Source organism: Janthinobacterium sp. 75 (assembly GCF_004365495.1).
Taxonomy (GTDB): domain Bacteria; phylum Pseudomonadota; class Gammaproteobacteria; order Burkholderiales; family Burkholderiaceae_D; genus Janthinobacterium.
Genome location: NZ_SORD01000001.1, coordinates 684,786 through 711,108, shown reverse-complemented (window position 1 = coordinate 711,108; position 26,323 = coordinate 684,786). Strand labels below are relative to the sequence as shown.

Genomic DNA, 26,323 nt, shown 5'->3' with positions numbered 1-26,323 from the left:
GGCCCTTGCCGCAGAGACTGACGAGATGAACCACGACCGAGAATTGATACACGCCGCCCTGCAATGGCATGCTGCCCATACCCGACGTATGGCCATCGGCGCCGAGAAGCGCCAGCACGAGAAGGCGCTCAAGGCCATTGGCGACAACTACGACTGGAATACTCGCCTGCCGCATAGCGATGCTGCCGCCCGGCTGACCCCGGCTAGGCATAAGGAGCTGGCGGCGCTGCGCAAGCTGGCCAAGGCCTGTGCCGCCCAGCGAGGGCAGTTTGATGAGGCCGATATCATCGACTTGGACGGCGCTGTGACGCTCCTGGCGGGCGCAGACTGAGCGCCGCCTTGCTTGACCGGCCTTGACGGATTTAGAACGATGACAGCCCTCCCAACCGCCGTAATCATGCACATTGTCATAGAGCTGGCATGCTTCGACACGCCCGCCCAAGTGGCCAGCACCGTCAAGCAACGTTTTGGCCTGAGCCTGAGCCGTCAACGCATCGAGGCGTATCACCCTGAGCGGCAGGCCGGCGCCAGGCTGGGCGCCAAGTGGCGGACCGTGTTCTACGACACCAGGGCGCGGTTGCTGGCCGAGCTGGACGATATCCCTATTGCTTGCCGGGCATACCGCCTGCGGGTATTGGAGCGAGCCGCTGCGAAAGCTGAGAGCATGGGCAACCTGCCGCTGGCCGCGCGCATCATCGAGCAGGCCGCGCGCGAGGTGGGGAGTTAGCCTCGCCTACGGACGCGCCGCTCGGCGCTGGGCAAGGTCATATGGCAAGACGTACAAATATTCAATCAGTGCTTGAAGAAATTCTATGAGCTGAGAGGCGTCTGCATTGGATACTGTATCGATTGGGTCGAAGTGCGCACCGCTATTTCCAATAGCCCTTACCTCTTTTGCCCAGTCTGCCAGTGTCGGTTGGAGCAGGCCGCTTGCAGCCATATTCGCTAACTGCTTTGCAAGCGCGTCTTTGGATTTCCCTCCTCCTTTATCCGTTGCGATTGCTTCAAGTGTCCGTCGAGCCATTACTGCAGCAGCACGTGGACAATTTGCAGAAAGGCACAAGACTGCCTCGTTTAGGGCGCTAGCAATCTCTGATGGAACTGCGGAATGCGCCGAGGAGCCGGCAAGTGGCCACCAATGAAAGCCGTGCCAAGAAATTTCTCCTAAGGGGCGTTCCCCACTCTTTTGTACGCGCCCTCCAGTTAGCTCTTCTTCGAGCACCGAAATTCCTTGTTCGCAGTGTCGACAGACCAGAACAGTCGCTCGCTCGTGGAATACTCGTTCCCGGACGCCCCCAGGTCGCACCATATACCCCTCGCCAAAAGTGAGAGGAATGCTTCCCAGTATTTCGAAACTGGATTGCTTTCTGCACCGGGGGCAGAGCCCCGATGGGTTTGTCGAGTCTGGCGCGCCACTATGTTCAACAGGCATTGGCTCGCCTCGCTCCCCCTGAATTTTCTTGCGGAAATTAAATCCTAACATTGTTGCAACCCGTTTCATTGTTGTTTATTAGTAATCACAGTATCCATCGTAAACATCAAATCTTCAATCTGGAATTGCCAACATGCAGCATGTGCGGAAAAATTCGTGGATGTAATATGAAGTGTCAGGAACTTAGCGCGACGTTGGAAACTTCAAATGCGCGACGATGTATCATTCATTCACACATCACAATATCGGAATCCCCTTGAAAATACCTAAGCTGTTCTTCCTGTGTGCAATCCTGTCGACCAACTTGCAGGCTGCTGAGGACGGGAAGGACAACTATTGCATCAAAATTGCGGCAACATATGGAAATTCCCTCGTCGCGCGCGATGCTGGCCTTGAGCCTATTCAGGCGTTAGGAATGTCAGACTTCAAGGAAATACCGTTGCAAGTGCGCAAAGACATCGTAAACCAGGTTTATTTCAACCCCGCATTGTCCTCAATGCACGACAGCCGAGACCTTAGATTTGACTTGATCCAAAACTGCTTGTATGGGCCGAAAAAGCCACCGGAACGATTAAAGTAATAACTTTCCGATAAAACTTCGGCTAGGTACGTGGTTGTTAGGCCCCTATCGCAAGAAAAATAAGTGCGCAGTATTGCGACAAAAAATGTCCCGGAAAGCCTTGCGTGGCGTGCTTGCTCGCTCTGGGTAAGTTCGATTTCCTAAAGTTTTGGTACGCAGATAGGTGCGCAATTGCGCGCCGGTAGATACGCACCCGGCGTAGCCTTTGCTGGCGCTGGAATTTCCCGGCGATGGAGGTCATCATGGCAAAGAGTGGCGGTAGCGGTAGCGGCAGTGCCGGCAAGGCCGGTTCGGGTTCTGGTGGTGGCAAAGGCGGCAGTAGTGGAGGCAGAGGGTCGGGCCCAGGTAACGCCGGCGGCTGGCCAAGCACGACCGGTAAGCCGTCCGGCGGCGACAGGTCGAACGCGCCACCTGCACCAAGCAAATAACGCGCTCCTGCAGCAGCTCCCTCGTTCTGAGAGCGGTGACCGGCGTCAGCCACGCGTCAAGCACGCGTGCAGCACGCGTCAAGCACGCGTGCTGCACGCGTCAAACTCACTGATATCGCAAACCCTGCATCACCCCGAAGTAGGATAATCACACTTTGCCCCGCGTCGATATCCTGAGCTTTCAGGTGATGGGCTCAGATTTGAGCTGACCTCCAGCCATGTGGCACCCTAGCTTGAGCTGACCTCCAGCCATGTGGCACCCTAGCAGGAATTTACCGACGTCCATCCAAATTTGGTGAGACGGTGCCGGCCAGCCGTAACAGAAACCGCAATAGCACTTGTAACGGCTGTAACACGTGCAGGTGCGTTGCAGGAACCCTTTGGGTAACGCTTCGCAAACCCTTTCGATACCCATCAAAGCCGATTGCAAGCCCGTTCGATGGGCCTTGCATGCAAGGGGGGCGCCGCGTCGAACGTGGGCAAACTACGGAAACCCAGCCGGTTCCCACCAGGTTCCTATCTGGTACCCACTGGACTCAGGGGCTGCAGGTATCGTTCGGTGCGACCACATTGCGCCTTTGGTGCCTATTACTTGCATTTCCTGCCATCAATGAGCGATTGCCATCGCCATTGGATTCAATCCATCCACTGACGCTTCTGTGACAAGCTCCAACTCCTGAAGCATGCCCCGCATTAAGAACGCTTGTTTCAAGCCTTCTCGTATCGTTGCAGACATTCGTTGATAATTTGGCCCCTTTCTCGAAGCGCCAAACTCCATTAGTTGTTTGACACTAAATTTCACATCCCTTTTTTTCGATGATAATTCTCTCATAAGTAAAGCAAATAGAGACTTACCACGAAGTATATTAGAGTAATTCTCTCTGATCGTTTTTAGCAATTCATCAGGATAAGCCTCCCCTTCCGAAAGGGAAATTTCGGAGGAAAAATATTCTTCATCATCTAATATTTTCCCTGGATGCGTCCTAAAAGTTGAAATAACGCCACGCATATTCCTGTCCACAGCCAGTGCATACCAACGTGTGAATTTTTCAAGATCTTCGTGAAATTTTTTAAGTTCATCAACGTTCAAAAGACTCTCCAAATTTCCATCCATATAGAGATCATTTTCTATAGAATAACCGAAGGTTGTGATAACGTGATCATATTTTACGTCTGGCTTGGCATATCCATGTACCCAAAGATCGTTATCTACGACAAAAATGGTTGGAGAGGGGACGGGCTTTTCGGATATTTTTTTGCATAATTCTAATACTGCGCCCTTATTTCCTGCGGGCAGCATATCAACATTAAAGTCGCGTAGTTCTTGCTCAACCTTTCTATAAAAAATAATATCATCTTTTCCTTCAACCAACACAGTTGGCAAAGACGATCGTTTTAATAGTGCGTATAATTCGTCCGTTGTGGGGAGCGGCTTGTTTGCAGACATATCATTCCCCCTTGTCATTTCCGATAGCAACTTCTTTATCAGGATATTTGGCGTATATAAATGGGGAGTGTGTTGCAAATATAAATTGATTGCCAGAATCTTGAGATTCCAGAATTTGATACAGTTGACGCTGCCAATCTACGTGCAGGCTTAACTCCGGCTCATCAATGAAAATAACACTATTTTGATGGAATGCGTTATAGCAGATAAAACTCAACATCTGTTTTTCGCCTGCTGATAGGGAGTCACTTGCTATTGCTTCGGCAGCGTCACCGAAGCTCAACCTTTTCCCGAACGAAATTCCAGAATGTTGGAATAGTTTTTCAGCCAACACTCTTATAGCATCCAATGGTTTCATCGTTTCAAGTCTAAACTCTTCGATTTTTTCAATTTCTGCACGAGTTTTTGATAAAAGTGCATCCGCTTCAGATAACCCAGTTGGCGTAGTCTCATATTGACGAATTTTATCAATGACATTTCTTGAAACTGTTGCTTGATAATTGTTGATTTCTTCAGAAAATGCAGCATATCTACGTTGCAATAGACTAGTCACATCTTGAGTAGATATGGCAGAAATAAAAATATGTTCTTTATTGCTTAATTTTTTTGAAAATGATGCAAGTGTTTCGTCTATTTCTGACTCTCCACGACTTCCGGAGCGAATTCTGGCGGAGTTATTTGCAGACATAGAGAACCCACCTTCAATTCGGCGGAATGTTGGGAAAAATATTGAACTTCCCACGCCCATTATTACTGGATTTGCTTTATCCTCCGCAGATTCCATAAAAGGCTCGAATTCCGGATCTCCGGTGTCATCTTCAAAAACATGTCGTTCACCATTAACTTCTAATTCTATTTTGCAAGTTAGCGCGCCTGTACGGGTAACGGTGCAAGAATATATATCTGTCACTACTGTGCATACTTTAAAATTTATTTCTCGCAATGCCAATAAAACATTTCCACTTATAATAAACCAGGCCAATTTCATAATTGTGGTTTTTCCAGACCCATTGCGACCAGTTAAAATATTTAAATCAGGGTTGAAATTATATGTCACATTCTGGTTTTTCTCGAAAAGCCCAATTACATTGACCGATTTCAGTTTCACAAACAACTCCTTAGATAGACACCTTAGTGTCCAATAGATTAGATTTACTTTTTTTAAAAATTCTTTAGAGATAAAATAGGATATAGCATCCATAGTCACCACAATACTATTGCTTAGCTTGTCGTCTGCTCCTGCACTATAGTGGCAACAGAGCATAGCGGATTGCTTGATGGAAAAACTCACACATTGTCACAAGGCAACTGCGTGCAGGGTGGTGGTCGTGATTTGGCACTGCAATGACACATGTGCCTGCCTCGCCGTATGCAGTTCGAATGCAGGTGCAATGCGTTCGCAGAGCATCGGCTTCAGGTATTTCATGTCCACGTGCGGGTTTAGTTAAAGCTTGACGCCGAAGTATCCTCCGACTATCCTAAAAAGGCTCTAAGAAAAAGGGGCACGGGTTTGGCGACTCGGAAGCGTATGGCGGATGACCGCCGCCCTAGGCGGTATTTTTTTGTCCGTTGTATCATCACGTCCTCTATGAGCGGCGGTGGTGGGGATACCTTCGGGTATGCCGGTTTCCGTATGCACCGGTTCGCCAACCCCATCACTTGCTGCTCTCCCCGTTTGGCGACGGGGCGTGCAGTTTATCAACTGCATATCGGAGGCAACCATGCCAGGCACCACCACACCCAACCACATCTCAGCAGCAGCCCTGTCCGTCAACCAGCTCTATCAAACCGCGTTTTACACCGGCCGCACCCCGCGAAGCCAGGAATACAAGGCTGGCGCACGCATGGCGCTTGAGCACCGCATCGAGCGCAAGGACTTCGATATGCCGTACCAGGTGGGCACGGCCGCCGCTGATGCTTTCTTTGCAGGTATCGAGGAGGGCAAAACCATCTGGCGTGCTGCCGCAGCAAAGATGGGCGGTGCAGCATGAGCGCCGCCGTCAGTATGCTGACCAGCGCCAGCGGCCAAGTGCTGGACGGCGCCGTTATCCGCCAGCATGCGTCTGATATCAGCGCGCACGCGGCCCGGCTGGAAATCCTGCTGCTGGAAGTCTTCGACAAGCTGGATGGCATCAAACCCAAGGACGAGGCCACGCGCGGCGCGGTCGACGCTGTGGAGTGCTTTACCACCTGCGCCCTTCGCAACGGCGTGTTGATACGCGAGGCCGCCGACCAGATAGCCGCCCTAGTGGCTGAAGGCGGTGACGCATGAAGACGCCATCGAAAGACGAGGCCGCAGCCCTTGCGCTGGTGCCGCTCGCACTGACCGCCGACGAAAGCACGCTGCTGCAGCGTTACCGCGCCACGGCACCGCACTGGCGCGCCGACATCGTTGACTTCGCTAATACCGTGGCAAAGATGTTCCCGCAGGTGAAGCCGACCGCCGCGCCGGCCGTTATCCACTTGGTCAGCAGCGACAACCAGCGGGGGCGGAAATGAGCGCCCCGCGCGCGCCATTCGATGGCGGTACTGACGAGCCGCTGTACGATGTACTCACCGAGCGCGGCGAAGTGCTGGCGCTGGACCTTTCACTTGATACCGCCCATGAATTTGCGTGCAAGCATCAAGCCGCAGCGGATTACCCTGCGTACGGTGAGTTATCAATCCGCTCGGTGCGTATTCGCCACCAGAGCGAGCGGCTCGCCGCCAGCCGTTACTCGCTGCCCGAGCCTCCCGAAGTGGGCCCGCCGCCTGCGCTGGTTTATGGCGGTGGAACCCTTGGCCTTGAGGATGCCCACAAGGTGACGATTCAAGCACGCGCACCTCGCGGCCTGGTGAGCATGACGCTTGAGCAGGCGCTGCGCTGCATCGACCAATTCGCGGAACCCGGCCGCAGTCGCATCCTGCTTGTGCTGCCCTACCACTTCTACATGCCTGGCGGTCGCGTATGAGCACTCTAGCGGAACTGGCACGCATACGCGCCGAGTATGGGCTGGCGCCGGTGGGTGGCGTCCTGTGGCTGGGCGTCGGCATGTTGCCACCCAAACGCAACGCCATCGAAATCGACCCGGCCAACCTGCCCACCGCGCTGGAGTGCCGCGCGGTGGCCGGCCTGGACGTGGTGCTGATATTCCCCGGAAAGCTGACCAGGTACGGCGCGCTGCGCACGCTGTCCGACCGGCTGTATCAGGCCAGGCCGCGCCGGCTGCTGCTGGTCGACGGTGACCACAAACGCACGGCCTTTCTCAAACTGGCGGAATCATGATGACGGACAAACACACAGATGGCCAGATGGCCGGCTTCACGCTGGGCAGGGAGGATGACGCTGCGCGCGCCGCCCGCATCGAGCTGGACCGCCAGGGAGAAACGGCACGCCAGTTCGACCGGAGCATGCAGCGGGGCGAACGGGTAGTGAAAATCCGCTGTGGTGCCGACATCAAGCCGCTGCCCATCACTTGGCTGTGGCCTGGCTGGGTGCCGGCTGGAAAGCTGACCATCCTGGCCGGCGCCGCCGGTACCGGCAAGACCACCCTTGCGCTGGCGCTGGCCGGCGTCATCACGACGGGCGGCCGGTGGCCAGATGGTAGCGAGTGCAAGGGCGGTGGCAATGTCCTGATATGGTCAAGCGAGGACGTGGCCGATGATACGCTCGTACCGCGGCTGATTGCCTCCGGCGCCGACCTGGCACGCTGCCACTTTATTGAGGGTATCGCGCAGGATGGCGAAAGCGTGCCGTTCGACCCGTCGCAGGACATACCCGACCTGCGCCGCGCGGTTGATGCCATAGGCGGCGTGAGCCTGCTGCTGATAGACCCGATTGTGTCCGCCGTCGCCGGCGACATGCACCGGGCCAACGACGTGCGCCGCAGCCTGCAGGCGGTGGTGGACTTCGCAGACGCTCACGGCTGCGCGGTCATCGGCATCACCCACTTTGCCAAGGGCGGCGCCGGCAAGGCGCCACAGGACCGGGTTATCGGCTCACAGGCATTCGGCGCCCTGGCGCGTATGGTGCTGGTGACTGCGAAGGAAGAGGGCAGCAATCGGCGCGTTATGGCCAGGGCGAAATCGAACATTGCGCCGGATGATGGCGGTGTCGCCTACTCGCTGGAGCTGGCCACCATCGCCGGCGGCATTGAGGCGACGCATGCGGTATGGGCCGGTGCCATCGAGGGGACGGCGCGGGAAATCCTTGGCGACGTGGAGCACGACGACAGCGAGGGTGGCGGCGAGCGCCTGGACGCGGAGCAGTTCCTGCGCGACCTGCTGGCCGACGGGCCGCTGCCTACCCGCCAAATCAAGGCCGATGCGGACGGCGCCGGCTATTCTTGGGCTACCGTGCGGCGAGCGCAAAAGTCCTTGGGGATCCTGGCAATCAAGGGCGGCATGAAAGCGGGCTGGACCTGGAGGCTATGAACCCGTGATTCGCGAAGGTGCTCAAAAATCGGCGAAGATGCTCATAAAATTTTGTGAGCGCCTTCGGGGAAAGTGAGCTCCTTCGTGTCGTTATTCGGAACTATGCCGGCGGCACGTACCTGGGGCTATGAACGCAACTTAAGTCTCTTCGGAATCATCGTTGGACTTCATTTCAGAGATGAGTGCGTTGAGCGCTTTCAAGCGCTGCGGAACTCCGAGTGCTTGGCGATTCGCCGATTTATAGAGCTGATTCATGGTTGAGTAATCAGAGTCAGATTGATCTACAGACCATGAGTCTATGACTGTACTGTCCTTGTCATACAAGCCAAATGCAACAAAGGGCTCGTCTGAGTATTCGTCGTTTCCTGCCCATAGAGAGAACTTAGATTTGTCAATGGCCAAGGCCAGAGAAAATTTATCCTTCTTCCACGCTATGTCACCTTCATTTGTTTTCGTTGTAAGAGATTTAACGATTTCACGGTAATCAGTTGGTATCGGCATTTGTTGCTCCATTAGCCCCGGCTTGGGCAGCAAGGTTGGTAAAAAGGGTATGTAGTCTTCCGACTTCATGTAACAGCGCTTCCCTGTCGTCCTTGCTAGTGCGGTTTACCAATGATAAGGACTCCAGCCTCTTGTGTACATCAGCTACCTCCGATACGGTCTTAGTCCAGAGTTCCAAACTCACGATAAGCTTACTTTGATCGTTGTGTTGATATCTGGCAACGGTATCTCTCAGCTCAAACGCAGCGGCAGCAGCAGGCGCAAGACTTTTGCTTCGTAGTAAACGATGAAGTTCGCGCGACCTGCTTGAGATGTCATGCATCTTAGTTGCTGCTTCCAGACGCTTCACCGCCGAAAAGGCACTATGTGCGGACTCACGAGCCGCTTGAGCCGCTGTATGAGTGCGGCGAAGTTGCCAAAGTGTTATTGCCAAGGCAGTGAGCGCAACTAGTCTATCAATGGTTGTTATGTCCATAATGCAATTGTAGCTTTAGCGGCTAGTTATACCAAGCATGATATGGGACTACAGTTCCCCTCGGGTGTTGGAAAACGACCGTTTTCCAACATCTATCAAAATCAACGATTATCACTGTTGGAAATATAGGGATTGCAATTTCTAACGGGTAAGGATATTCTAACAGTGTTTTCTAACACCACTTATCGGGAAATCATCATGGCAACCTTCGCATACGGCCGCGTCAGCACCAAAGAACAGACCGCTGACAATCAGCGCCTCGAAATAGAGGGTGCAGGCCACCAAGTCGATTACTGGTTCTCCGACACCATCAGTGGCAAGACCAGCGCCACCCAGCGCCCGCAGTTCGCTGCGCTGTTAGCCCAGATTCGCAATGGGGAAACGCTGGTGGTGTCAAAGCTGGACCGACTGGGCCGCGACGCGCAGGACGTCGGTGCCACCGTCAAGCTGCTGGCCGCCCGGAAAATCTCCGTCATCGTTCTGCAGCTCGGCAAACTGGACTTGGCGTCCGCTGCCGGCAAGATGATGCTGACCATGCTGGCGGCGGTGGCCGAGATGGAGCGTGATTTGCTGGTGGAGCGCACACAGTCGGGTCTAGCCCGGGCAAAGAGCGAAGGCAAGACGCTGGGGCGGCCATCGAAGACGACAGCTGAGCAGCGCGCCGAGATTGTCGCCAAGTACGAGCAGGGTGAGAGCGTTAGCGCATTGGCACGGATGTACGAGATATCGCGCGCTAATATCTTGGGGGTGGTAAAACCAGCTTGAATTAGCTTAGTTTTTCATGCACGACGAGAAATTAAATCTGAAACCTTCTTTTGCAAGAAAACGTTGAAGAGTGGGTGCGTAAGAATCTTGTCATAAACTTCAGTGCGTCCGGCCATTCGATGACGCACATTGGTAAAGAAGAGTGCAGCGGAAGTATCCTTCTTATTACAAGCCGAGATAATTGCGTTAACGCTATGTTTTATGTTCTCTTGAATTGCAATGGCATCAGTGTCTTGAATGATTTCATCGAATATTTCCCTCCAAGGACGTTCATCCGCAATCTGGTCAGGAACGTTTTCTTCACCAAAATACAGCCAATGGTGCGTCCCCTTGAAATCCATACTGTAGCAAGCGGAGCTCTCCTCAACTCGTACCGAGCCAGCGAATTTCTCACCCTGTGCGAAAGGCCTAACTAAGGTGCCTTGCGAACTTATTGAGGTAGCCACGAGGCCTTCGTCGTTTGTGCGAGCGTAGACATAGCCAGGAGGAAGAGCATTGTTCAGTGCGATAGTTGCGGCAGCCATCGATGTGCCGCATAGGTCGAGGGTCATCCTGATAACGCTCGTCGGGTCTTTTTGAGTAAGAATTTGGTCGCGAAGCCAATCTCGCGGCATTAATAGTTCTGCAGCGAATCGATTTGCCTCAGCCTCCATCTCCCAATAAGCGTTATCGGCATCTTCTGTGTGCTTCACCGAGTCACTATAGGAGAAAATTGTACCGGAATGCCAAGGGATCAGGACGTGACCGAACTCGTGGGCTAAAGTAAATTTAGCTCTAGTGGCAGCGATTTGTGAATTTACAATTATCGATGGTCGCCGCAATTTTGCCTTCAGGTGAAGCGATACTCCGTCGACTTGCTGAACAGGAATTGGCAAGAAGTCGACATCTGCATAGACTGAAACCAAATCAAGTAAGCTTTCGCCTGGCGTAAATCCATGCCGCTCTGCAATTAGCCGGGCAATCGCAACTTCAGGCCAGCGGTCAATCAAGCTTGCCCAACTTTCTTAGCCAATCGGTTACTTTCTTAGCGTCGTCTGTACTCCCAGCACGAGCAGCCAGGGGCATGGAAAAGTAATCTTCAGTGAAGTCCTCTATAGGACGCTTAGTTCGTTTGGCCGCAACAATTCCATATATTGCGTTTGCATCCCGCATCCACACTGCATACTCGTGTTTATTCATCCCGAGCAACTCGCGGAGTTCCAAATCTTGGCCAATCTGACCTTCGTGCCACTGCTCTACGTAGTCATCAATCTGGTCTGGCAACGCGGTACCACGAACGCAGCGGTCAATGAATGACATGTTAGACATTTATCTTCCTCCCTTTAACTGCTTCTTTTGTTTGTTCGCCAGATTGAGCATGGAATGCGCCCAGATGGCGGCCGCGTTTATCGAAACCTTCGATTTCTCCGTGGAGAGAGTCCCAGGTGTAGTAGTTGTTTCTGTCTCTGCTAGCCCATACTTGTTGGGCCCCTTGAACTTTGATCTTGTCGCAACTGTCGAGAAATGATGGTACTGGTTTAGGGATTTGTACCATTCAAACGCGCTCAAGGGCGCCCAGTTATAAGCTGAAATATATTCTATCGCGATTAACTTGCAAGGTAAACAAGTCAATCCGACATCCGCGTACCGTAACGACGGGGAATGCCTACATGGCGCCTACACAATCCATCGTATGCCAAAGAAAAATGACAAAGGGCTACAAGCAGAAGCATGTAACCCTTTGATTTTCCTACTAAATTCTGGTGCCGACTGCCGGTTTCGAACTGGCCACCTGATGATTACAAATCAACTGCTCTACCAAATGAGCTAAGTCGGCAAAAACTGTGCGTTGCGAATTATACGCTATTTAATGCGTGTCAGGGTCGGGCGGCCGCCTTTTTTTGGTGGCTCGTCGTCGCCGGGCGTGGCGTTGTCGCGTTGTTCGGAGGAACTGGTCGGCACGGACGACAAGGTCGGGGCGCTGGAAACCGGCGCGATCGCTGGCGGCGGCACGTCGCTGGATGCGGGGCTGTCCGTCGGTTGCGCATCGGGATCATCGTTGCCCAGCACGGGCTCGAAGGCCATGCCCTGGCCGTTTTCGTTGGCGTAGATGGCCATCACGTTGTCGACTGGCACATAGATTTCGCGCGAGACACCACCAAAGCGGGCGTGGAAGCGGACGGCGTCGTTGTCCATCTTCAGGCCACTGGTGGCGCCGAAGCTGATGTTGAGCACGATTTCGCCCTTTTTCACGTATTCCATCGGTACCGTGGTGCGCGAATCGACTTTGACCGCGAGATAAGGCGTGTAGCCGCTGTCGGTGCACCATTCGTAGATGGCGCGCAGCATATAAGGTTTGGTTGAGATTTCAGACATGATAGGCACTGTGAGGCGGGAGCGCCCCCCGTCAAGCATGAGGCGGGCGCACCGGTAGTTCAATGAAACGATGGGACAACTAATTCAATAAAAGAACAAAGAATGACAGTTGGCCCAAGATGCCCCGGCAAGCGTGGCTTGCCGGGAATATCTTAACGGCGCATGACCTTTTCGGAAGGCGTCAGCGCTTCGATGTACGCAGGGCGCGAGAAGATGCGTTCGGCGTATTTCATCAGCGGTGCAGCCGTCTTCGACAGTTCGATGCCGTAGTGGTCCAGGCGCCACAGCAGCGGCGCGACAGCCACGTCGAGCATCGAGAATTCGTCACCCAGCATGTACTTGTTTTTCAGGAACAGCGGCGCCAGGGTCGTCAGGCGGTCGCGGATTTCCGCGCGTGCCTTGTCGTGGGCCTTGTCGTTGCTTTTGGCGCGTTCGCTTTCCAGCACGTGCACGTGCACGAACAGTTCTTTTTCGAAATTGAACAGCATCAGGCGCGCGCGGGCACGCATCAGCGGATCGGCCGGCATCAGTTGCGGATGCGGGAAGCGCTCATCGATGTACTCGTTGATGATGTTCGATTCATACAGGATCAGTTCGCGCTCGACCAGGATAGGCACCTGGCCATACGGGTTCATGGTCGAAATATCTTCCGGTTTGTTGAACAGGTCGACGTCGCGCACTTCGAAGTCCATGCCTTTTTCAAACAGGACCAGGCGGCAGCGTTGCGAAAATGGGCAGGTTGTACCCGAATAGAGAACCATCATTTTTTATAGTTCCTTAGAAACAAAGGGGGTGAAGCCGCGAACGGCTCACCCCAGGTCGCTTGTCCACTCATGCGGACAACGCAGAAACAGGCATAAACCGGCCTATGGCCGGCGCCTCACTTATTTGACTTCCTTCCAGAACGACGCGTTAAGGCGCCATGCCAGCAGAGCAAATACCGACAGGAACAGCAGCACCCAGACGCCCAGGCGCTTGCGTGTTTGCTGTGCCGGTTCGGCCATCCACTCCATGTAACCGACCAGGTCGGCTACCGCATTGTCATACTCGATCTTGTTCAACGTGCCTGGCTTGACCTGCTCGAAGCCGGCAAATTTGTGGATCTTCTTGCCAGCTTCGTGCGGATCATTTTCTTCCACGAACTTGGCAGTCTGGACACCTTGCAATTCCCATAATACATGCGGCATGGCAACATTCGGCAAGACCATGTTGTTCCAGCCGGTCGGCCGAGTGTCGTCTTTATAGAACGTACGCAGGTAAGTATACAGGTAGTCGCCGCCTGTGCCAGCGGAAGATGATTTCGCGCGCGAAATTACCGACAAATCCGGCGGTACGACGCCAAAGAAGGCCTTGGCGTCCTGTGGTGCCAGGCTTGTTGTCATCAGGTCGCCTACTTTATCACCTGAGAACAACAGATTCTGCTTGATCTGGTCTTCCGTCAAGCCCAGGTCGCGCAGGCGGTTGTAACGCATCGACACGGCAGCGTGGCAATTCAGGCAATAATTGACGAACAATTTGGCGCCATGTTGCAGCGCTGCCATGTTCGTCTGGCGGTCAGGTGCCTTGTCCAGCGGAAAGCCGCCTTCGCTGGCGAGAGCCATGGCGGGCACGAAGGCCAGGATGGCGAGCAGTTTTTTTGCAATCTTCATATGATGTATGTCCTTTGAGCGTGGCGTGAGAGCGGCTTAGTGCGGGTGAAACGTCACACGCGACGGCACGGTCTTGAACTTGCCCATTGCACTCCACCATGGCATCAGCAGGAAAAAGCTGAAGTAAATCAGTGTGCACACTTGCGACACGATGGTTTTCGTATCCGTTGGCGCCTGGGTGCCGAGGTAGCCCAGGATCAGGAACGACAGGCCGAAGATGGCGTACACATATTTGTGCCAGTTCGGACGGTAGCGGATCGATTTCACAGGCGAATGGTCGAGCCATGGCAGGAAGGCCAGGATCACGACGGAACCGCCAAAGAACACCACGCCCCAGAATTTCGCGTCCAGCACCTGTGGCAGCATGCCGATGATGGCGACGATGGCGATGCCGGCGATGGCCGACTTGACGGTCGTCGACAGGCGCGACTTGAGCCAGATGAACACCACGTAAGCGGCCACGACACCCATCAGCACGTACATGAAGTCGGCCGTGGTGGCACGCAGCACCGAGTAGAACGGCGTGAAGTACCAGGTTGGCGCGATGTGCAGCGGGGTTTTCAGCGAATCGCCGGGCAGGAAGTTGTTGTATTCCAGGAAATATCCACCCATTTCCGGCGCGAAGAACACGACGGCGCTGAAAATGACGAGGAAGATCGACACGCCGAACAGATCATGCACGGTGTAGTACGGATGCGACGGGATGGAATCGACCGGGTGGCCATCGGCGCCCAGGTTTTCCTTCACTTCGATGCCGTCCGGGTTGCTCGAGCCCACTTCATGCAGGGCGATCAAGTGCGCTGCAACCAAGCCCAGCAGTACCAGCGGGATGGCGATCACGTGGAAGGCGAAGAAGCGGTTCAGGGTCGCGTCGGAAACAACGTAGTCGCCGCGTATCCACAACGACAGGTCAGGGCCGATGAACGGGATGGCGCCAAACAGGTTGACGATCACTTGTGCGCCCCAGTACGACATCTGGCCCCATGGCAGCAGGTAGCCGAAGAACGCTTCGGCCATCAGGCACAGGAAGATGGCGAAACCGAACAGCCAGATCAGTTCACGTGGCTTGCGGTACGAGCCGTACAGCAGGGCGCGCGTCATGTGCAGGTAGACGATGATGAAGAAGGCCGAGGCGCCCGTCGAGTGCATGTAGCGCACCAGCCAGCCCCACGGGACCTCGCGCATGATGTACTCGACGGAATTGAAGGCCAGGGCCGCATCCGGTTTGTAGTGCATGGTCAGGAAGATGCCGGTGACGATCTGCAAGACCAGCACCAGCATGGCCAGCGAGCCGAAGATGTACCAGAAATTGAAGTTTTTCGGGGCGTAGTACTTGCCCCATTGGTCATTCCACAGCTTGGTCAGGGGAAAGCGGTCATCTACCCAGCCCAGCGCTTTTTCGGCGACGGGAGCGTCTGCCGGGAATTTCGTTTCTTTAAAAGCAGCCATGATCAAGCCTCGCCTTTCTCGTCTTTACCTATCAGCAATTTGGTGTCGCTCAGGTACATATGGCGCGGCACTTGCAGGTTGTCCGGTGCTGGCTTGTTCTTGAACACGCGGCCTGCCATGTCGAAGGTGGAGCCGTGGCAAGGGCACAGGAAGCCGCCTTCCCAGTCATCGGGCAGCGACGGTTGCGGGCCGGGGGCAAATTTCGAGGAAGGGGAGCAGCCAAGATGGGTGCAGATGCCGACGGCGACGAGAATTTCAGGCTTGATCGAGCGCGCTTCGTTCATGCAGTATTCAGGCGTGAATTCGGCGGGATTGCGTTGCGAATTGGCATCGGCGACTTTGCCATCGGTCTTTTTCAGGGACGCGATCATTTCCGGCGTGCGTTTCAGAATCCAGACCGGCTTGCCACGCCATTCGACGGTGCGCATTTCGCCGGGTTGCAAGGTGGTGATGTCTACTTCGACCGGCGCGCCAGCCGCTTTTGCGCGCTCCGACGGCTGGAAGGTGCTTACCAAGGCTCCCGCGGTTGCCAATCCAACTACACTGCCCGCCGCGCACGTGGCGACGAGCAAGCCGCGACGGCCTGAATCGACCTGCTTTTCGTTACTCATGCAAACCCCAATCAGTCAAAATGCGAATCTTTATTATGAGTGGCAGCCGCGAAAAACCCGTCGCCGAAGCTCTATCCCACTGATTGCCGCAACCCGCATCTTTGTACGGTAAAGTGGCAACATCCCTGCGGAACTTCGGCCAATGGCGCAGCCCGTGCCAGTTTCTTGTTGATTATCCGGAAGTGAAAAAGCCACTACTGGCAACCGCAAATTATAAGTGAAGCAAACAACGAATAGAACAAAAACGTTGCTTGTACCATAATTTATATACTTTTGCAGGAGGTGGCTAGTTCTTTCGAACTAGATGCGCCCGGCTGTGCCCGAATTGGTCCTGCCGACAACCATAAGTTGGTGGCACCGGGAATCAATAGTATGATCGACATGTTTTTTATACATATCCGAAGGAGAAATTCATGGCAATGATGAAGGAATTTAAAGAATTTGCAATGAAAGGCAACGTTGTCGATCTGGCGGTCGGTGTCATCATCGGCGGCGCCTTCGGCAAGATTGTCGATTCCCTGGTGCAAGACGTGATCATGCCGCCCATCGGCCGCATTTTCGGTGGCCTCGATTTCGCCAATTATTACCTGCCCCTGAACGGCCAAGCCACGACGATGACCCTGGTGGAAGCGAAAAAGGCGGGCGCCGTGCTGGCCTACGGTAATTTCCTCACTATTTTGCTCAACTTTGTCATTCTTGCCTTCATCATCTTCCAGATGGTGCGCCTGATGAACAAGGCCCGCCGCAGCGAACCTGTCGCGCCGGCGCCAGCGCCGGCCACGCCGGAAGACATCGTGCTGCTGCGTGAGATCCGCGACTCCCTGCAGAAGAACGGACAGAATAGCAACGATCTGGCAAAATAAGTCGTTCCGGCAATGGCCGGCTGACCTGGGCAGAGAACTCTATGCGACGATTCTGGTTATTGTTTGCGCAAACCGTGACCATCGCGTTGGCGCTGTACTTTGTGTACGGCGCGCTGCGTCCGGCCAGCCGGGTACAGCAGCTGGGCTCTGCCGCCAAGCCGGTCCCCGTGGTGGAAACGGCGTCCAGCAGCCTGGCGCCCGGTTCCTACCGCGACGCGGCGGCGCGCGCCATGCCCGCCGTCGTCAACATCCTCACCCTGCAAGTGCCCAAACGCGGCGCCCATCCGCTGGCGCGCGATCCCTTCTTCAAACGTTTCTTCGGCGAACGCGACCCGGACGGCGAGGATGACGAGGACTTGAAAAACAGCCTGGGCTCGGGCGTCATCGTCAGCCATGAAGGTTACGTGCTGACCAACAACCACGTGGTCGAAGGCGCCGATGAAATCGAAGTGGTGCTCACCGACGGGCGCAAGGCGCCGGCCAAGGTAGTGGGCCTGGATCCCGAAACGGACCTGGCCGTGATCAAGATCGACCTCGACAAGCTGCCCGTCATCGTGCTGGGCCAGTCGGAACTGGCGCGCGTGGGCGACGTGGTGCTGGCCATCGGCAATCCGTTCGGCGTGGGCCAGACGGTGACCATGGGCATCATCTCCGCCCTGGGCCGCAACAACTTGCACATCAACAGCTTTGAAAACTTCATCCAGACGGATGCGGCCATCAACTTCGGCAATTCGGGCGGCGCCCTGGTCGATACGCGCGGCAACTTGATCGGCATCAATACGGCGATTTATTCGCAAAGCGGCGGTTCCGTCGGCATCGGCTTCGCCATTCCTGTCTCGACGGCCAAGACGGTGATGGAAGCCATCATCAAGGATGGCCACGTGGTGCGCGGCTGGATCGGCGTGGAAACGCAGGACATCACGCCAGAGTTGGCGCAAAGCTTCAACTTGCAGCGCTCAAGCGGCGCCATCATTGCCGGCGTGGTGCGCAACGGGCCGGCCGACAAGGCTGGCATCGTGCCCGGCGACATCCTGCTGACGGTGGAAGGCAAGCCCGTGGCCGACACGACGGAAATGCTCAATCTGATCGCCCAACTGCCGCCCGGCGGAAAAGCTAAAATGACGGTGCTGCGCAAGAATCGCGAAGCGGCACTCGACGTGATGGTGGGCAAGCGCCCCCTCCCGAAAGAGCTTTCCAAATAGTTGCTGATCGGAATTTGACACATGCATGTGCGTGATTTGACCCAATTTTTACGTGAACTGAGCGATAACAACAATCGTCCCTGGTTTGTCATGAACAAGCCCCGTTACGACATTTTGCGCGAGGAATTCCTGGCGCTGGTCACTAGCCTGATCGGTGAGCTGGGCAAATTTGACCCGGCCGTGAAGTACTGCAATCCGAAGAAGGCCTTGTTCCGCATCAACCGCGACGTGCGTTTCGCGCACGACAAGAGCCCGTATAAAACGCGCTTTTCGGCCGCCATCGCGCCAAACGACATGCGCCGTCCCAGCAAGGCGGGCGGCCCCACGTATTATCTGCAGATCGATGGCCAGGGCAACTTGCTGTTCGGCGCCGGCGAATACATGCCGCCCCCTGGCCGCCTGAAGGCGCTGCGCGAACACATGGTCAACGACGCGCCAGGTTTTTCCAAAGTGCTGAAAAATAAGCGTTTAAAAGCCCGCTTCGGCACCATCCAGAATGAGGGCAAGTTGCAGCGCCCGCCCAAGGGCTTCGAGGCGGATGCCGAACATATCGAATTCATCAAGCTGAAAAGCTTTTTTGTCTGGACCGAAATACCGCTGCCCGTGAACGAACCGGAAAAACTGCTGCCGACCCTGGCGGAAGGCTTGAAGGATGCGTGGCCGCTGGTCGAGTGGATGCGCGGCGCGAAAGAGCCGGAGGAAGTCACCGAGTAATTGCTGAAGGAGCACATAATGGCACTGGAGCACGCAAGTTCAGGACAGGTGATTGAGGTGTTGCGCAGGAATGGCGACGACCTGTCGCAGTTTTCCGCCATCGCGCTGGCCAGGACGGACGAACTGGAATTGATCCGCATGTGCATGCCCAAGGGCAAGACCATGCCCGAGCATCATGTGCTCGGTGAAATCACTCTGCTGTGCCTGCAAGGACAGGTGGCGGTGACGGCGCATGGCGGGGAGCAATTGCTGGGGCCGGGGCAGATGCTGTATCTGCACGGCGGCCAGGCGCATGCGCTGGCCGCGCGCGAAGACAGTCTGGTGCTGCTGACGATATTGATGGCCAAGGCGGGACGCTAAGTTTCCCCTGCCGCGTCAGGCCGCCTCGGCGCGCGGATCGCGTGACAGCAGCTGCTGCACCATCACGTGCGGCAAATCCCCATCGAACAGTACGCCGGCCACCGCGTTGGTGATCGGCATGTCGACGCCCATGCGGCGCGCCAGTTCGCGCACGGCTTTGGCGCAGGGTACGCCTTCGGCCACATGACCGAGTTCGGCCACGATGGTGGCCAAGGCCTTGCCTTGCGCCAGGCCCAGGCCGACCCGGCGGTTGCGCGACAAGTCGCCCGTGCAGGTCAAAATCAAGTCTCCCATGCCCGTCAAGCCCATGAACGTTTCCGTCTGGCCACCCAGGGCCGTGCCCAGGCGCGTGATTTCCGCCAGACCGCGCGTGATCAGCGCGGCGCGCGCATTCAAGCCCAGGCCCAGGCCGTCGGCCACGCCCGTGGCAATGGCCAGCACGTTCTTCACGGCGCCGCCCACTTCCACGCCCACCAGGTCTTCGCTCGCATACACGCGGATAGTGCCGCCATGCAAGGCCGAGACGACGGCGCCGCGCAAGGCGGCACTGTGCGAGGCGATGGTCAGCGCGCACGGCAGGCCGCGTGCCACTTCCTGTGCGAACGAGGGGCCGGACAGGGCGCCGCCGGCGACTGTGTCGCCCAGCACTTCCCGCACGATCTGGTGCGGCAGCAGGCCCGTGCCTCCTTCAAACCCCTTGCACAGCCACACCAGATTCGGGATGGCCTTGTCTTTCAGTTGCAGCAGCAGAGGCCGCAAGCCCGCCACGGGGCAGGCGGCGATCAAGAGGCCCCGTTCGCCGCTGGCATGCGCGACGGCGGCGTCGAAATCGGCGCTGATGTGCAGTTGCGGCGGTAATGGGAAGCCGGGCAGATAGCTGTTTTCGCCACTGGCAGTCATGGCGGCCATGGCGTCGCCATTGCGGCCCCACAGCAGCACGTCGTGGCGGCCGGCCAGGGCCATGGCCACGGCCGTGCCCCAGGCGCCGGCACCCAGCACGGTGATCTTGCACGGGACGGCCTTGGCGCTGGTATCGGGAGTGTTTTCAGGGGAAACTTGCATGCAACCTCAGTCTGGCAGGGGGAAGGGCACGGCGCGGCTGGCCGCTGCCCCGATGAATCTGGCGGTGCTTACAAGCCCCACACTTCGCTGGTCTTGACGTAGCCGCTCTGGCCATCCTTATGCCGCACCTTGACCCAGCCGGAGCTGGGCTGCTCGCTCATTTCCAGCAGCACGCCCTTGTCGACGAGGATGATGGGGGAGGCGGTGTCATCGGGGCTGGCGCGTACCTTCAGGTTCGCGGCGCGCGCCACGACGTTGCGCTTGGCCGACAGGCCCTTGGCTTCCGTCCAGGCCATTTCGCCGCTGGCGTCGCGTACCTTGACCCATTCGCCGTAGCTGAGCACGACTTCCAGCGGCATGCCGCGTGGCGCCACGTACAGCTTGCCGCCCTTGGCGGACGGCGCGTCGTACAGGATCACGGGGGCCGCGCCCACCGTTTTGAAATCGACGGCGTGGCTGGCGGCGGTGGCCAGCAGCAGCACGGCGCCGGCCATCCAGCGGAACTTGCTCAAGAGCGCACTATTCAACATGATATTTTTTGAACCTTAACGAAACACGGCGGCCAGGCCGCCGTGTCAGGCCAGCCTTGACGGCCGGCGGGGTCTTGCAAAGCTTAGTGCGTTTCGCTGGCTGCTGGTGCTGCGGCAGCGGCGTCAGCAATAGCTTGCAGACGTTGTTGGTAGAACACTTCGAAGTTGATCTCGGCCAGGTGCACTGGCGGGAAGCCGGCACGGGTGATCACGTCGGCGATGTTGGCGCGCAGGTAAGGGTAGATGATGTTCGGGCAGCCGATTCCCAGCAGCGGATCGAGTTGATCGGCAGGAATGTTGCGTGCTTCGAAGATACCGGCTTGCTTGCCTTCTACCAGGAAAGCGACTTTGTCGCCGACTTTGGCGGTCACGGTGATGGTCACGGTTGCTTCGAAGATGCCGTCGGCCAGAGGCGCAGCGCCCACGTCCAGAGCGACTTCGATGGCTGGTGCTTCTTGTTCCAGGAAAATAGCTGGGGAATTTGGTTGTTCCAGCGACATGTCTTTCAGGTAGACGCGTTGGATTTGGAAGACTGGTTGCAGATTTTCGTCAGACATGGAACGCTTTCGTTGTAATGGACAAGAACGGCACACCGTTCAAATATGGTGCTTGCGGTATTCAAACCGCGCCGGATAGGCGCGGCCAGATCAGGTGCGAGGCAATTGTATCAAAACAATACGACAAAAAACCAAGCAATTTCTCGAACCCGCTTTATATCAGGCTGCCGTGCCGTTTAACAAGGGGTCGAGCTTGCCAGCTTGATCGAGCGCATACAAATCGTCGAATCCGCCCACGTGGGTGTCGCCCACATAGATTTGCGGCACCGTGCGGCGACCCGTGCGTTCCATCATCTTGATGCGCTCTTCCGGGTCGAGGTCGACGCGGATCTTTTGCACGGTCACGCCCTTGGCTTCCAAGAGGCGCTCGGCGCGCACGCAATACGGGCACACGGCGGTGCTATACACAATTACAGGGACGGTCATGATGATTCCTTCAGTTAAAAACACCGAACCAAACCTGCTGCGCGTCGTGATTTGCGGTCTGCGATGCTCACTGTGCCTTCGCACAGTTGCGCTTCTCAACCACAACTCCCATCCGCTCGCTACGGTTTTGTTGGGTGTTGTAATACGGACTTATTTGGCCAGCGACAAGGTTTTCAATGGCAAACCTTGCTTTTTCCATTCGTCGAGGCCGCCTTCCAGGCTCGTTGCCTCAGCGAAACCGGCTTTACCCAGCAGGCCGACGGCCGTTGCCGAACGCGAACCTTTCTGGCAAACCACTACAATGGGGCGCGTTTTGAATTTTTCCAGCTCGCCCAGGCGTTTTGCCAGTTCCGGCAGCGGCATGTTTTTCGCGTCAGGCAAGTGGCCCGTGGCGAATTCTTCCGCGCTGCGCACGTCGACGATGATGGTCTTGCCACGGTTGATCAGTTGCGTGACTTCCAGCACGGTCGCGCGCTTGCCGCGCATCGACAGCAGTGGCCAGAGGAGGGCGCCGCCGGAAATAATGACGATGGCAAACAGAAAAATGTGGTCGATAATGAATTTCACGTAGGGTCCAATGGTTTAAGTCAATCCGCGCATTATAAAATAGAAGCTGGACGAGGTCTTTTTACGTTTTGCTTTTTTGATTTGAACCCCTTGAGAAGATAGAACTATGTACAAAATCGTTTTCATGCGTCACGGCGAGTCCACCTGGAACCTCGATAACCGCTTCACCGGCTGGACCGACGTCGATCTGACGGAAAAGGGCGTCAACGAAGCCAAGGCCGCCGGCCAGATCCTCAAGCAGGAAGGTTTTACGTTCGACGTGGCCTACACTTCGGTCTTGAAGCGCGCCATTCGCACCCTGTGGCTGGCGCTCGACGAGATGGACATGATGTATTTGCCAATCAAGAACGACTGGCGCTTGAACGAACGCCACTACGGCGCCCTGCAAGGCCTGGACAAGGGCGAGACGGCCGCCAAGTATGGCGACGAGCAAGTACTGGTATGGCGCCGCAGCTATGACACGCCGCCGCCGCCGCTGGAAGCTGACGATGACCGCGCCTCGTTCAATGATCCGCGCTATGCCGGCTTGCCGAAAGCGTCGATTCCGCTGACCGAATGCCTGAAAGACACCGTGGCGCGCGTGATGCCGTCCTGGGACGAAGAGATCGCCCCGGCCATCCGCGCCGGCAAGAAGATCATCATTTCGGCCCACGGCAACAGCCTGCGCGCGCTGATCAAGATGCTCGATGGCATCAGCGACAGCGACATCGTGGGCCTGAACATTCCGAACGGCCAGCCGCTCGTGTATGAACTGGACGCCGACCTGAAACCGATTCGTCATTACTACCTGGGCGACCCGGCAGCGATTGCGGCAGCGCAAGCGGCCGTGGCGAACCAAGGGAAGGCCAAGTAACTTGTTGTCTTTCTTCCGCGGCACAGCGATCGCCCCCTCTGCTGAACGACCCCTGCCGGCGTGGCGCGCCGGCGCCATGCTGTGCGCAGCGCTGCTGTTGTCGAGCGGCGCCGTACAGGGTGCCAAGCCCACCGAACGCAGCAAGCAGAAAGCGGCCGCGGAAGCACAACGTGCTGGATTGCAACAAAAGCTGACGGCGCTCAAGCGCGACATCAGCCGCACGGAAAGCGCCAAGGATGACGCGGCCGATACTCTGGCCGAGTCGGAAGAGGCCATTTCCAACGCCAACCGCGCCTTGCGCGACCTGGCACAGGAGCAAAGCGCGACGGGCGTGAAACTCAATGCGCTGGGGCAGGAGCACCAGCAACTGACGGCCACCGTCGAGAAACAGAAGACGCAGCTGTCAAAGTTGCTGCGTGAACAATATGTCGCCGGCAACGAAGACCGCATCAAGCTGCTCTTGTCGGGTGACAACCCGAACCGCATCAACCGCGACTTGCAACTGATGGCGTATGTGTCGCAGGCGCAGGCGCGCCTGCTGGAAGCCTTGCGCGCCAACTTGCTGGCGGTCGAGAAAAACCAGGCGGACGTGCAGAACGCCAAGGATGAACTGGAAGAAATCGCGCAGGAAGAGCGCGACCAGAAGGCCCTGCTGGTGCAGGAAAAGGCGCGCCGCGCCGCCTTGCTGACGAGCTTGTCGCAGCGCCTGGTGGCGCAGCGCAAGGAAGTGGGCAATGTCGAGCGCGACGAACAGCGCATGGGCAACCTGGTCGACAAGCTGGCGAAACTGATCGAAGAGCAGGCCGCCGCCGCCGCGGCCGAAAAGAAACGCCAGCAATTGCTGGCCGAGCAACGCGCCGCCGCAAAAGCGGCCGCCGACGCCAAGATCGCCGCGGAAAAGCGCGAACGCCTGCTGGCCGCGCGCGCCAAGGCCGCCCAGGCGCAGGCTGAACGCGAACGCATTGCAAAAGAGCAACAAAATAAATCGGGCAAGATCAAGCCGCAGACGCCGCCACCGCCCGTCAAGCTTGAACCGATCGATGACGACGAGCCGCCGCAAGTGGCCAAGGTCATGCCGAAACCCGAGCCGAAACCGGAACCGGAGCCGGAACGCCCGAGCCTGGGCCCGGCTGCACCGGCCGGCGCTTTTGCCAGCATGAAAGGGCAGTTGCGCGCGCCCGTGGCGGGCAAGATTGCCGCCCGCTTTGGCAGCAAGCGCGGTGACGGACCCAGCTGGAAGGGCGTGTTCATCCGCACGGGCGAAGGCAGCGAGATTCACGCCATCGCTGGTGGCCGCGTGGTGTTTTCCGACTGGCTGCGCGGTTTCGGCAATTTGATCATCGTCGACCATGGCGGCCAGTACATGAGTATTTATGGCAATAACCAATCCTTGCTGAAACGGGTGGGCGATGCCGTCAAGGGCGGCGAAGCCATTGCCAGCGCGGGCAACAGCGGCGGCAACGAGGAATCAGGGCTATACTTTGAATTGCGTCATCAGGGCCGCGCCTTCGACCCCGCCACCTGGGTGAAGTTTTAAGTTCCCACCATTGCTGCGGCAGCGAATTTGTAGATTGCGAAGAATAAATGGGTATCAAAGTCAAAAGTATCGGCCTGATCGGTCTGGGCGTACTGGCCGGTATCGGCATGTCGCTGCAGTTCCCGGCCGTGGCGCAGAAAATCACGAATGCCCCGCTGCCGCTCGACGAGCTGCGCCAGTTGTCCGATGTCTTCGGCCTGATCAAGTCCGATTATGTCGAGAAGGTGGAAGACAAGAAACTCCTGACGGAAGCCATTTCCGGCATGGTGTCGTCGCTGGACCCGCATTCCGTCTACCTGGATAAAAATGCTTTCAAGGAAATGCGCGAAAGCGTGCAAGGCAAGTTTGTCGGCATCGGCATCGAAGTGAGCATGGAAGACGGCTACGTGAAAGTCGTCTCGCCCATCGAGGACAGCCCGGCCGCCAAGGCGGGCATCCTGGCCGGTGACCTGATCACCCGTCTCGACAATATCCCGCTGAAAGGCTTGCAGCTGGAGGAAGTCATCAAGAAGATGCGCGGCCAGCCCGGCAGCAAGCTGGTGCTGACCATGTCGCGCAAGGGCGAAAGCAAGCCGCTGGTGTTCCCCATCGTGCGCGAGGAAATCCGCGTGCAAAGCGTGAAGGCGAAGATGGTCGCGCCCGGCTACGCCTGGCTGCGTATCGCCCAGTTCCAGGAACCGACCGTCGATGACATGGTCAAAAAGATTAACGCGCTGTATGCGCAAGACCCCAAGCTGAAGGGCCTGGTGCTGGACTTGCGCAACGATCCCGGTGGCGTCGTGCCTGGCGCCATCGGCGTGGCGACAGCATTCCTTCCGGGTAATTCCGTGATCGTTTCCACCAAGGGCCAGTTGCCGGAGTCGAAGCAAGTGTTTTATGGCCGCCGCGAATTTTATGCGCCGCCGGGCGCCAAGGCCGACCCGCTGGCCAAGCTGCCGGCCGCGCTGAAGACCGTGCCGCTAGTGGTATTGGTCAATGCCGGCTCCGCTTCAGCCTCGGAAATCGTCGCCGGCGCCTTGCAGGATTACCAGCGCGCGACCGTCATCGGCACGCAAACGTTCGGCAAGGGTTCCGTGCAAACCTTGCGCCAGATCACGGCCGACACGGCCGTCAAGCTGACGACGGCCCGCTACTACACGCCTAAAGGCCGGGCCATCCAGGCGCGCGGCATCGTGCCCGACTTGCTGGTCGATGAAACGGCCGAGGGCGATGGCTGGAACAGCCTGCGCGTGCGCGAGGCGGACCTGGAAAAACACCTGAGCAGCAACGATGGCAAGCCGGAAGCGGCCAAGCCAACGATGGAAGGCATGCAGGATCAATTGGAAGAAGAGCAGCGCCTGATCGCCACGGCGAAAAAGCGCAAGCCGCTCGAATACGGCGCCAAGGATGATTTCCAGCTACAGCAAGCCTTGAACCACTTCCAGGGCTTGCCGGTGCAACTGGCCAAGGTCGACGCCAAGGGCGAGAAGATCGGCGCCAAGCCGGAAATTGCTTCCGACATCAAGGCGGACGACAAGAAAATTCCTGTGCAAAAACCGTAGTCGTCG

Annotated in this window: 33 protein-coding genes and 1 tRNA gene; 17 read left to right on the top strand and 17 right to left on the bottom strand. The window is 56.8% G+C overall.

Annotated elements, in window-relative coordinates:
- Positions 1 to 25 precede the first annotated feature (25 nt).
- On the top strand, positions 26 to 331 hold the full coding sequence (locus tag C8C89_RS03345) for a hypothetical protein (protein WP_133988877.1): 306 nt from the start codon (positions 26 to 28) through the stop codon (positions 329 to 331).
- A gap of 39 nt (positions 332 to 370) precedes the next feature.
- Positions 371 to 727: a DUF2280 domain-containing protein gene (locus C8C89_RS03340; protein WP_133988876.1), complete on the top strand. Its 357-nt coding sequence runs from the start codon at positions 371 to 373 to the stop codon at positions 725 to 727.
- Between the two features lie 6 nt (positions 728 to 733).
- On the opposite strand, the gene C8C89_RS26885 is transcribed toward C8C89_RS03340, so the two are convergent.
- A complete protein-coding gene (locus C8C89_RS26885; RefSeq protein WP_166674663.1) occupies positions 734 to 1,222 on the bottom strand; it encodes a DUF4145 domain-containing protein in 489 nt (162 codons plus the stop codon).
- Positions 1,223 to 1,688: 466 nt separating this feature from the next.
- Between C8C89_RS26885 and C8C89_RS03330 the strand changes: the two genes are divergently transcribed.
- Entirely contained in the window at positions 1,689 to 2,012 is a 324-nt protein-coding gene (locus C8C89_RS03330; RefSeq protein ID WP_133988874.1) for a hypothetical protein, read from the top strand.
- Between the two features lie 1,035 nt (positions 2,013 to 3,047).
- Here C8C89_RS03330 and C8C89_RS03325 read toward each other — a convergent pair.
- Both C8C89_RS03325 and C8C89_RS03320 read right to left on the bottom strand, forming a co-directional pair.
- Positions 3,048 to 3,887 (bottom strand): DUF4435 domain-containing protein, encoded by an 840-nt coding sequence (locus tag C8C89_RS03325; protein ID WP_133988873.1) that lies wholly within the window; start codon positions 3,885 to 3,887, stop codon positions 3,048 to 3,050.
- A 1-nt stretch (position 3,888) separates the two neighbouring features.
- The gene (locus C8C89_RS03320) at positions 3,889 to 4,995 is read right to left on the bottom strand and encodes an ATP-binding protein (RefSeq protein WP_208327667.1); all 1,107 of its coding nucleotides are present in this window, start codon (positions 4,993 to 4,995) and stop codon (positions 3,889 to 3,891) included.
- A 613-nt stretch (positions 4,996 to 5,608) separates the two neighbouring features.
- Here C8C89_RS03320 and C8C89_RS03315 point away from each other — a divergent pair.
- The 6 genes from C8C89_RS03315 to C8C89_RS03290 are packed head-to-tail and all read left to right on the top strand — an operon-like array spanning position 5,609 to position 8,300.
- Complete coding sequence (locus tag C8C89_RS03315) at positions 5,609 to 5,878, top strand: hypothetical protein (RefSeq protein WP_133988872.1); 270 nt, start codon at positions 5,609 to 5,611, stop codon at positions 5,876 to 5,878.
- The gene (locus C8C89_RS03310) at positions 5,875 to 6,159 is read left to right on the top strand and encodes a hypothetical protein (protein WP_133988871.1); all 285 of its coding nucleotides are present in this window, start codon (positions 5,875 to 5,877) and stop codon (positions 6,157 to 6,159) included. The genes C8C89_RS03315 and C8C89_RS03310 overlap by 4 nt, the downstream gene beginning before the upstream one ends.
- A complete protein-coding gene (locus C8C89_RS03305) occupies positions 6,156 to 6,386 on the top strand; it encodes a hypothetical protein (protein WP_133988870.1) in 231 nt (76 codons plus the stop codon). Before C8C89_RS03310 ends, C8C89_RS03305 begins: the two co-directional genes overlap by 4 nt.
- Positions 6,383 to 6,838 carry a hypothetical protein gene (locus tag C8C89_RS03300; protein WP_133988869.1) on the top strand — a complete coding sequence of 152 codons (456 nt, stop codon included), beginning with the start codon at positions 6,383 to 6,385 and terminating at the stop codon, positions 6,836 to 6,838. Before C8C89_RS03305 ends, C8C89_RS03300 begins: the two co-directional genes overlap by 4 nt.
- Entirely contained in the window at positions 6,835 to 7,152 is a 318-nt protein-coding gene (locus tag C8C89_RS03295; protein WP_010394144.1) for a hypothetical protein, read from the top strand. Before C8C89_RS03300 ends, C8C89_RS03295 begins: the two co-directional genes overlap by 4 nt.
- The gene (locus tag C8C89_RS03290; RefSeq protein ID WP_243857884.1) at positions 7,149 to 8,300 is read left to right on the top strand and encodes an AAA family ATPase; all 1,152 of its coding nucleotides are present in this window, start codon (positions 7,149 to 7,151) and stop codon (positions 8,298 to 8,300) included. The genes C8C89_RS03295 and C8C89_RS03290 overlap by 4 nt, the downstream gene beginning before the upstream one ends.
- Positions 8,301 to 8,438: 138 nt before the next feature.
- Here the strand turns inward: C8C89_RS03290 and C8C89_RS03285 are convergent, their stop codons facing one another.
- On the bottom strand, positions 8,439 to 8,870 hold the full coding sequence (locus C8C89_RS03285) for a hypothetical protein (protein WP_133988868.1): 432 nt from the start codon (positions 8,868 to 8,870) through the stop codon (positions 8,439 to 8,441).
- Between the two features lie 604 nt (positions 8,871 to 9,474).
- Between C8C89_RS03285 and C8C89_RS03280 the strand changes: the two genes are divergently transcribed.
- Complete coding sequence (locus C8C89_RS03280; RefSeq protein ID WP_133988867.1) at positions 9,475 to 10,041, top strand: recombinase family protein; 567 nt, start codon at positions 9,475 to 9,477, stop codon at positions 10,039 to 10,041.
- Positions 10,042 to 10,055: 14 nt separating this feature from the next.
- On the opposite strand, the gene C8C89_RS03275 is transcribed toward C8C89_RS03280, so the two are convergent.
- The 8 genes from C8C89_RS03275 to petA all read right to left on the bottom strand — a co-directional run bounded on the left by C8C89_RS03275 (position 10,056) and on the right by petA (position 16,105).
- Positions 10,056 to 11,030, bottom strand: coding sequence for an ImmA/IrrE family metallo-endopeptidase (locus C8C89_RS03275; protein ID WP_133988866.1), 975 nt, complete (start codon positions 11,028 to 11,030; stop codon positions 10,056 to 10,058).
- On the bottom strand, positions 11,023 to 11,349 hold the full coding sequence (locus C8C89_RS03270; protein ID WP_133988865.1) for a hypothetical protein: 327 nt from the start codon (positions 11,347 to 11,349) through the stop codon (positions 11,023 to 11,025). Before C8C89_RS03270 ends, C8C89_RS03275 begins: the two co-directional genes overlap by 8 nt.
- 432 nt (positions 11,350 to 11,781) lie before the next feature.
- Positions 11,782 to 11,857: transfer RNA gene (locus C8C89_RS03260), tRNA-Thr, on the bottom strand.
- Between the two features lie 26 nt (positions 11,858 to 11,883).
- On the bottom strand, positions 11,884 to 12,396 hold the full coding sequence (locus C8C89_RS03255) for a ClpXP protease specificity-enhancing factor (protein WP_101483496.1): 513 nt from the start codon (positions 12,394 to 12,396) through the stop codon (positions 11,884 to 11,886).
- 152 nt (positions 12,397 to 12,548) lie between these two features.
- Positions 12,549 to 13,160, bottom strand: a complete 612-nt coding sequence (locus C8C89_RS03250; protein WP_010394154.1) for a glutathione S-transferase N-terminal domain-containing protein — start codon at positions 13,158 to 13,160, stop codon at positions 12,549 to 12,551.
- A gap of 120 nt (positions 13,161 to 13,280) precedes the next feature.
- A complete protein-coding gene (locus C8C89_RS03245) occupies positions 13,281 to 14,045 on the bottom strand; it encodes a cytochrome c1 (protein ID WP_101483497.1) in 765 nt (254 codons plus the stop codon).
- Between the two features lie 36 nt (positions 14,046 to 14,081).
- Positions 14,082 to 15,494, bottom strand: coding sequence for a cytochrome bc complex cytochrome b subunit (locus tag C8C89_RS03240; protein WP_101483498.1), 1,413 nt, complete (start codon positions 15,492 to 15,494; stop codon positions 14,082 to 14,084).
- Positions 15,495 to 15,496: 2 nt separating this feature from the next.
- The gene (gene petA, locus C8C89_RS03235) at positions 15,497 to 16,105 is read right to left on the bottom strand and encodes a ubiquinol-cytochrome c reductase iron-sulfur subunit (protein WP_034753009.1); all 609 of its coding nucleotides are present in this window, start codon (positions 16,103 to 16,105) and stop codon (positions 15,497 to 15,499) included.
- 413 nt (positions 16,106 to 16,518) lie between these two features.
- Between petA and mscL the strand changes: the two genes are divergently transcribed.
- Genes mscL through C8C89_RS03215 form a run of 4 tightly spaced genes read left to right on the top strand, consistent with a single transcriptional unit; the run spans position 16,519 to position 19,244 of the window.
- Entirely contained in the window at positions 16,519 to 16,968 is a 450-nt protein-coding gene (gene mscL, locus C8C89_RS03230) for a large conductance mechanosensitive channel protein MscL (RefSeq protein WP_092609314.1), read from the top strand.
- 41 nt (positions 16,969 to 17,009) lie between these two features.
- Positions 17,010 to 18,170: a Do family serine endopeptidase gene (locus C8C89_RS03225; RefSeq protein ID WP_101483499.1), complete on the top strand. Its 1,161-nt coding sequence runs from the start codon at positions 17,010 to 17,012 to the stop codon at positions 18,168 to 18,170.
- A gap of 21 nt (positions 18,171 to 18,191) precedes the next feature.
- Positions 18,192 to 18,884: a DUF2461 domain-containing protein gene (locus C8C89_RS03220; RefSeq protein WP_133988863.1), complete on the top strand. Its 693-nt coding sequence runs from the start codon at positions 18,192 to 18,194 to the stop codon at positions 18,882 to 18,884.
- An 18-nt stretch (positions 18,885 to 18,902) separates the two neighbouring features.
- Positions 18,903 to 19,244, top strand: coding sequence for a cupin domain-containing protein (locus tag C8C89_RS03215; protein WP_101483501.1), 342 nt, complete (start codon positions 18,903 to 18,905; stop codon positions 19,242 to 19,244).
- Positions 19,245 to 19,259: 15 nt separating this feature from the next.
- Here C8C89_RS03215 and C8C89_RS03210 read toward each other — a convergent pair whose 3' ends face one another.
- The 5 genes from C8C89_RS03210 to C8C89_RS03190 form a co-directional block, all read right to left on the bottom strand.
- Entirely contained in the window at positions 19,260 to 20,306 is a 1,047-nt protein-coding gene (locus C8C89_RS03210) for an NAD(P)H-dependent glycerol-3-phosphate dehydrogenase (RefSeq protein ID WP_133988862.1), read from the bottom strand.
- 68 nt (positions 20,307 to 20,374) lie between these two features.
- Positions 20,375 to 20,836, bottom strand: coding sequence for an SH3 domain-containing protein (locus tag C8C89_RS03205; RefSeq protein ID WP_101483503.1), 462 nt, complete (start codon positions 20,834 to 20,836; stop codon positions 20,375 to 20,377).
- A gap of 83 nt (positions 20,837 to 20,919) precedes the next feature.
- Entirely contained in the window at positions 20,920 to 21,393 is a 474-nt protein-coding gene (secB, locus tag C8C89_RS03200; RefSeq protein ID WP_010394167.1) for a protein-export chaperone SecB, read from the bottom strand.
- 159 nt (positions 21,394 to 21,552) lie between these two features.
- Positions 21,553 to 21,819: a glutaredoxin 3 gene (gene grxC / locus C8C89_RS03195; protein WP_034783579.1), complete on the bottom strand. Its 267-nt coding sequence runs from the start codon at positions 21,817 to 21,819 to the stop codon at positions 21,553 to 21,555.
- Between the two features lie 150 nt (positions 21,820 to 21,969).
- Entirely contained in the window at positions 21,970 to 22,386 is a 417-nt protein-coding gene (locus C8C89_RS03190; RefSeq protein WP_101483504.1) for a rhodanese-like domain-containing protein, read from the bottom strand.
- A gap of 106 nt (positions 22,387 to 22,492) precedes the next feature.
- Between C8C89_RS03190 and gpmA the strand changes: the two genes are divergently transcribed.
- The 3 genes from gpmA to C8C89_RS03175 all read left to right on the top strand — a co-directional run bounded on the left by gpmA (position 22,493) and on the right by C8C89_RS03175 (position 26,317).
- Positions 22,493 to 23,239: a 2,3-diphosphoglycerate-dependent phosphoglycerate mutase gene (gpmA, locus tag C8C89_RS03185; protein WP_101483505.1), complete on the top strand. Its 747-nt coding sequence runs from the start codon at positions 22,493 to 22,495 to the stop codon at positions 23,237 to 23,239.
- Positions 23,240 to 23,315: 76 nt separating this feature from the next.
- Entirely contained in the window at positions 23,316 to 24,776 is a 1,461-nt protein-coding gene (locus C8C89_RS03180) for a peptidoglycan DD-metalloendopeptidase family protein (protein WP_133993108.1), read from the top strand.
- A gap of 47 nt (positions 24,777 to 24,823) precedes the next feature.
- Positions 24,824 to 26,317 (top strand): S41 family peptidase, encoded by a 1,494-nt coding sequence (locus tag C8C89_RS03175; RefSeq protein WP_133988861.1) that lies wholly within the window; start codon positions 24,824 to 24,826, stop codon positions 26,315 to 26,317.
- Positions 26,318 to 26,323 lie beyond the last annotated feature (6 nt).

What these genes read in the sequence shown, in the direction of transcription:
- C8C89_RS03295 (WP_010394144.1), top strand. Translation starts at nt 6,835, where the DNA reads ATGAGCACTCTAGCGGAACTGGCACGCATACGCGCCGAGTATGGGCTG.
- C8C89_RS03220 (WP_133988863.1), top strand. Translation starts at nt 18,192, where the DNA reads ATGCATGTGCGTGATTTGACCCAATTTTTACGTGAACTGAGCGATAAC.
- C8C89_RS03285 (WP_133988868.1), bottom strand. Translation starts at nt 8,870, where the DNA reads ATGAAGTCGGAAGACTACATACCCTTTTTACCAACCTTGCTGCCCAAG.
- mscL (WP_092609314.1), top strand. Translation starts at nt 16,519, where the DNA reads ATGGCAATGATGAAGGAATTTAAAGAATTTGCAATGAAAGGCAACGTT.
- gpmA (WP_101483505.1), top strand. Translation starts at nt 22,493, where the DNA reads ATGTACAAAATCGTTTTCATGCGTCACGGCGAGTCCACCTGGAACCTC.
- C8C89_RS03340 (WP_133988876.1), top strand. Translation starts at nt 371, where the DNA reads ATGACAGCCCTCCCAACCGCCGTAATCATGCACATTGTCATAGAGCTG.
- C8C89_RS03215 (WP_101483501.1), top strand. Translation starts at nt 18,903, where the DNA reads ATGGCACTGGAGCACGCAAGTTCAGGACAGGTGATTGAGGTGTTGCGC.
- C8C89_RS03175 (WP_133988861.1), top strand. Translation starts at nt 24,824, where the DNA reads ATGGGTATCAAAGTCAAAAGTATCGGCCTGATCGGTCTGGGCGTACTG.
- C8C89_RS03310 (WP_133988871.1), top strand. Translation starts at nt 5,875, where the DNA reads ATGAGCGCCGCCGTCAGTATGCTGACCAGCGCCAGCGGCCAAGTGCTG.
- C8C89_RS03305 (WP_133988870.1), top strand. Translation starts at nt 6,156, where the DNA reads ATGAAGACGCCATCGAAAGACGAGGCCGCAGCCCTTGCGCTGGTGCCG.
- C8C89_RS03210 (WP_133988862.1), bottom strand. Translation starts at nt 20,306, where the DNA reads ATGCAAGTTTCCCCTGAAAACACTCCCGATACCAGCGCCAAGGCCGTC.
- C8C89_RS03315 (WP_133988872.1), top strand. Translation starts at nt 5,609, where the DNA reads ATGCCAGGCACCACCACACCCAACCACATCTCAGCAGCAGCCCTGTCC.
- C8C89_RS03345 (WP_133988877.1), top strand. Translation starts at nt 26, where the DNA reads ATGAACCACGACCGAGAATTGATACACGCCGCCCTGCAATGGCATGCT.
- C8C89_RS03270 (WP_133988865.1), bottom strand. Translation starts at nt 11,349, where the DNA reads ATGTCTAACATGTCATTCATTGACCGCTGCGTTCGTGGTACCGCGTTG.
- C8C89_RS03290 (WP_243857884.1), top strand. Translation starts at nt 7,149, where the DNA reads ATGATGACGGACAAACACACAGATGGCCAGATGGCCGGCTTCACGCTG.
- C8C89_RS03240 (WP_101483498.1), bottom strand. Translation starts at nt 15,494, where the DNA reads ATGGCTGCTTTTAAAGAAACGAAATTCCCGGCAGACGCTCCCGTCGCC.
- C8C89_RS03255 (WP_101483496.1), bottom strand. Translation starts at nt 12,396, where the DNA reads ATGTCTGAAATCTCAACCAAACCTTATATGCTGCGCGCCATCTACGAA.
- C8C89_RS03280 (WP_133988867.1), top strand. Translation starts at nt 9,475, where the DNA reads ATGGCAACCTTCGCATACGGCCGCGTCAGCACCAAAGAACAGACCGCT.
- secB (WP_010394167.1), bottom strand. Translation starts at nt 21,393, where the DNA reads ATGTCTGACGAAAATCTGCAACCAGTCTTCCAAATCCAACGCGTCTAC.
- C8C89_RS03300 (WP_133988869.1), top strand. Translation starts at nt 6,383, where the DNA reads ATGAGCGCCCCGCGCGCGCCATTCGATGGCGGTACTGACGAGCCGCTG.
- C8C89_RS03325 (WP_133988873.1), bottom strand. Translation starts at nt 3,887, where the DNA reads ATGTCTGCAAACAAGCCGCTCCCCACAACGGACGAATTATACGCACTA.
- petA (WP_034753009.1), bottom strand. Translation starts at nt 16,105, where the DNA reads ATGAGTAACGAAAAGCAGGTCGATTCAGGCCGTCGCGGCTTGCTCGTC.
- grxC (WP_034783579.1), bottom strand. Translation starts at nt 21,819, where the DNA reads ATGACCGTCCCTGTAATTGTGTATAGCACCGCCGTGTGCCCGTATTGC.
- C8C89_RS03205 (WP_101483503.1), bottom strand. Translation starts at nt 20,836, where the DNA reads ATGTTGAATAGTGCGCTCTTGAGCAAGTTCCGCTGGATGGCCGGCGCC.
- C8C89_RS03250 (WP_010394154.1), bottom strand. Translation starts at nt 13,160, where the DNA reads ATGATGGTTCTCTATTCGGGTACAACCTGCCCATTTTCGCAACGCTGC.
- C8C89_RS03225 (WP_101483499.1), top strand. Translation starts at nt 17,010, where the DNA reads ATGCGACGATTCTGGTTATTGTTTGCGCAAACCGTGACCATCGCGTTG.
- C8C89_RS03180 (WP_133993108.1), top strand. Translation starts at nt 23,316, where the DNA reads ATGCTGTGCGCAGCGCTGCTGTTGTCGAGCGGCGCCGTACAGGGTGCC.
- C8C89_RS03245 (WP_101483497.1), bottom strand. Translation starts at nt 14,045, where the DNA reads ATGAAGATTGCAAAAAAACTGCTCGCCATCCTGGCCTTCGTGCCCGCC.